Origin of the sequence: Streptomyces sp. NPDC005799, from assembly GCF_040630525.1 — a bacterium.
Lineage (GTDB): Bacteria > Actinomycetota > Actinomycetes > Streptomycetales > Streptomycetaceae > Streptomyces > Streptomyces griseorubiginosus_B.
In genome coordinates this window covers 1-3,589 of the sequence record NZ_JBEXXQ010000162.1, presented here as the reverse complement: position 1 = coordinate 3,589, position 3,589 = coordinate 1, and the positions used below count along the sequence as shown (strand labels likewise).

The window sequence follows — 3,589 nt, the reverse complement described above, 5'->3', positions numbered from 1 at the left end:
GATTACAAGAGCCCGATCGACGAACGTGACTACCGAGCCACCCTCACCGAGGGACGGGCCGCATAGATCGTCTCCACACTGCGAGGGGATTGACAGGCCGCTCCAGCGGCAGAACGAGGAGTTGGCCGCTGCGAACGAGCAGTTGACCGCGCGGGTTGCGGAGCTGGAGCGGCGGCTGGACCGCAATTCGGGTAACTCCTCGATGCCGCCGTCCCCGGACACGTTCGGACGGCCGGTGAAGAAGCCGCAGGCCAAGAGCGGGCGCAGGCGGGGGCGTCAGCCCGGTGCGGGCGGCGCCGGACTGGTCATGGTCGCTGAGCCCGATGTCACCTCGGACCACCTGCCCGCCGCCTGTAGCGGCTGTGGCAGCGCGCTGGGCGAGAGCGACAGCATCGGCTTCGAGCGCCGTCAGGTCCGCGACATTCCCCTGGTCACGGTGACGGTTACCGAGTGTTGTCGGTGGCCAGGGGCGGGCAGACAGAGTGCCCGGGTGTCGCGTCTCGGGTGGACGCCGGCTCGGTGTCTGGGGTGCGGGACGGGTCGGCTTGCATCGGTCCGGTGTTCAGCTCAGCCCCTCACCCCCGCCCCGGCCGACCGCGGCGCCGAACGGACCCGGAGGACCCGTAATGGGTACCGGATGGGCCGATAGAGTGATGATCGCTTCACAACACGGTGTGCCGTGTACCGCGTGACGGCGATACACGGCACACCACCCCGGGTCCCCGGCCCACCGAGGCCTGGGAGCCAGGGAACCATGCGCGGCAAGCTCGCAGCACAGTTATTGCCGAGCGTGAAGGGAGAGAGCTGTTGTGGCCAGCGCCCAATGGACCGAAAGCGCCGCATGCCGGGACAGCGACCCGGACGAACTGTTTACCCAAAGCGCCCAGCAGAACCGGGCCAAAGCGGTGTGTGGCGGGTGTGCGGTGCGTGCCGAGTGCCTGGCCGAAGCCCTCGACAACCGCATCGAGTTCGGAGTGTGGGGCGGCATGACCGAACGCGAACGCAGAACACTGCTGCACCGTCGCCCGGACGTCACCTCATGGCGAACGGTTCTCGAGCGGGCGCATCGACCACAACTCAGGCCCTCTCCACCATCCCAGCCGGCCTCCGCCCGCACACGGCAGTAGCCTTACTGGCGAGCACCGACGACGGACTGTCACCATGTGATCACGCGCCTCGCTGTTACGCTCCCCCGCCGTCAGCGAGGCGCGCCCCGTCCTGAACGGGATACGGCGGCTCCCGAGGGAACAGGCGCACGCACACGGCCACCGCATCCCGGTCGGCCGCCATCAGAACGGGGGTTCCGCAGACGAGCCCTCACCCTCGCCCCCATCGACGGGCGCCGCAGGCCGGACAGGACTGGCCGTGGCCCACGGATCGTCCGGCGCGGTCTCCCGCGGCGGGACCGGGCGCGTGGTACGAGTGATCGTGACGGTCGCGAACGTCATGGACGCCCCCACATCGTCGACGTCCAGCACCATGCGGGACCGCTTCTCCCCCTCGGGTGTCTCCCACCGGTCGGTCCGCAGCCGGCCCGCCACCACCACCCGCGACCCCTTCGACACCGACCCCGCCAGATTCTCCGCCAACTGCCGCCACGCACTACAGTCCATAAACGTCGGCTCCCCGTCCCGCCACGCATTCGTATCCCGGTCGAATGTCCGCGGAGTCGACGCCACCGTGAACCGCACCACAGGCACACCCGCGGCCGTGAACCGCAACTCCGGGTCATCCACAAGATTCCCGATCACCGTCAACGGAAGCTCATTACGCATACCCGGCACCCTCCCACACCCCACCGACACACCCCCGCCGATCTCATCTCATCGGGCGTCCCCACAGGGCTTGATCAAGTTCCCTGAGCGTCCGGCTTGTTGATGACGCCCAGGAGTGGGAGGGCTCGTTCGGGCTGGTCGCGGATTGCCCGGGTGGTCTTGGCGATGCTGGCGGCTCCGAGGTCCACGGCCCCCGCCAACTCGGCGACGAGCAGACCACATCGCCACCACGAGATACCCGTGCAGATACGATGCGAAAGAGCCGTACGGACCAAGGATCGCTTCACAACTCTCCCAACCCGTACGGCTCTCCTCATGCCACATGGCCCGGCCAACCCCGCTCTCGCGGCACCACGCCGTTAGCGCTTGAGCTAGTTGTCAGGCCGCTAACCCGATGTTGGTGACGTACTCGTACTGCCCCACTGCGAGCCGAGGTCGACGACCTGGTCGACCCACGCGTCATCGAGCTCCTGGTCGTCGCCAGCCGCCCAGGCCGCGACGATGCGGTCCCAGCGGCGCACGTTCAGGGAGCGGAACTCCACCACCCGGTGACGCGGCCGGTCGATACCGGACTGGTTGAGCGGGTGAATCTCCACACGGGTACCGCGGCCCTCGCGGTCGAGCCAGGCGCGCAGAGTGCGGTCGGTGACCGTCAGGCCGGCCGCCCAGGCCGCGGCGCGGGCGTGGTCGCTGCGGGTAATGCAGACGCGCCAGCAGGCCTCGCCGGGCAGTGACGGGCGTGGCGAAGTAGCCGACGAGCGCGTCCAGCCGGCGGGCGACGGCCTCGTGGCCCGTGACGCCGCGGGCGCCGTACTTGCCGAACTTGCCGAACTCGATGTTCCGCTCAGGCATCGTCTCTTCCGGTCCTCAGTTCAGTGGATCACTCTACTGGGGCTGTGAGAGCCGATCTCTCGCCCGGGCGGATTTGACGCCGGGACGGGTGATCGGCCGCGTAGCGGGCGTTGAGAGGATCAGGCGGATCATGTCTGGGCCATGTCGACGAAGCGGGAGTAGTGCGGGCGGGTCGTATGACTCTGTTGGGTCAGGAGCCCAAGGGCGATCATGAAGGGACCATAGCGTGCGGCGACGCGCGCGAGCACTCGTGGGGGAAGTTTCGGGTTGCTGTGGTGCGCATACGGCCCGGGGCGTCCCCCCGGCGTTCTCGGGCCGTATGCCTAACCTCGCGCTTTCACGAGGTGGGTTGTCCAGGAGTTGATCAGAAACACGGAAAGTGCCCTTGAACTGCAATGCCGGTGATTTAGCGCATCAGTGCAGGTAGAGCGCTCGGTGATGGTTGTTTTGGGTGAGTTGGCCCCTGGGACGCACAGGGCGATCCACCACGTTCTGATGATGCGCCAGATGATCTCAAGACAGGGGAACGGGGCTCCCGGTAGGACAGGAGATCGACCAAGATCCGACTATCTGCGAGGGATCCCCGTTGGGCGCTCAGTCTGCCATCGCTGCTGCCTCAACCGTCACCGCGGCGGTCCGGCCGGTGTCCCCTCGAAGCCCCCGAAGGGGGCGGGAGCCGCAGTTCGGGGACTGGATCCGGCTCGGCGTACTCACCGAAGAGATCACCCCCGAAGTGGTCAACGAGGTACTGGAGTTGACCGGAAAGGTCGAGCGCCGCCGACGGCTTCTGCCGGCCCGCGCGGTCGTCTACTTTGTCCTGGCTCTGTGCTTGTTCAGCAGCTCAGACAGCGCGGGACCGCCGGGATACGGTCGTGTCCCGCGACGTGGTGTAGGGGATCAAGCGCTGCGCGTTCCGGTTCGAGGCCCACGGCGATCTGCCTGTTGGCGACAGCCCACGAAGC

The 3,589-nt window shown here is 67.7% G+C and carries 3 protein-coding genes and 2 pseudogenes; 3 read left to right on the top strand and 2 right to left on the bottom strand.

Going from position 1 to position 3,589, the window contains the following annotated elements:
• Positions 1–88 precede the first annotated feature (88 nt).
• A pseudogene (locus tag ABZ453_RS50750) lies at positions 89–286 on the top strand (DUF6444 domain-containing protein); the annotation flags it as partial.
• Between the two features lie 523 nt (positions 287–809).
• Positions 810–1,127 (top strand): WhiB family transcriptional regulator, encoded by a 318-nt coding sequence (locus tag ABZ453_RS50745; protein ID WP_359026810.1) that lies wholly within the window; start codon positions 810–812, stop codon positions 1,125–1,127.
• 162 nt (positions 1,128–1,289) lie between these two features.
• Here ABZ453_RS50745 and ssb read toward each other — a convergent pair whose 3' ends face one another.
• On the bottom strand, positions 1,290–1,775 hold the full coding sequence (gene ssb, locus ABZ453_RS50740; protein ID WP_359026808.1) for a single-stranded DNA-binding protein: 486 nt from the start codon (positions 1,773–1,775) through the stop codon (positions 1,290–1,292).
• A gap of 378 nt (positions 1,776–2,153) precedes the next feature.
• Positions 2,154–2,627 (bottom strand): annotated as a pseudogene (locus ABZ453_RS50735) (transcriptional regulator).
• A 643-nt stretch (positions 2,628–3,270) separates the two neighbouring features.
• On the opposite strand from ABZ453_RS50735, the gene ABZ453_RS50730 reads away from it, so the two are divergent.
• A partial coding sequence (locus tag ABZ453_RS50730; protein ID WP_359026812.1) for a transposase domain-containing protein occupies positions 3,271–3,589 on the top strand: 319 nt, incomplete at its 3' end.

Excerpts from the sequence above, each read along its gene's own strand:
- ssb (WP_359026808.1), bottom strand. The coding sequence starts at position 1,775 with ATGCGTAATGAGCTTCCGTTGACGGTGATCGGGAATCTTGTGGATGAC.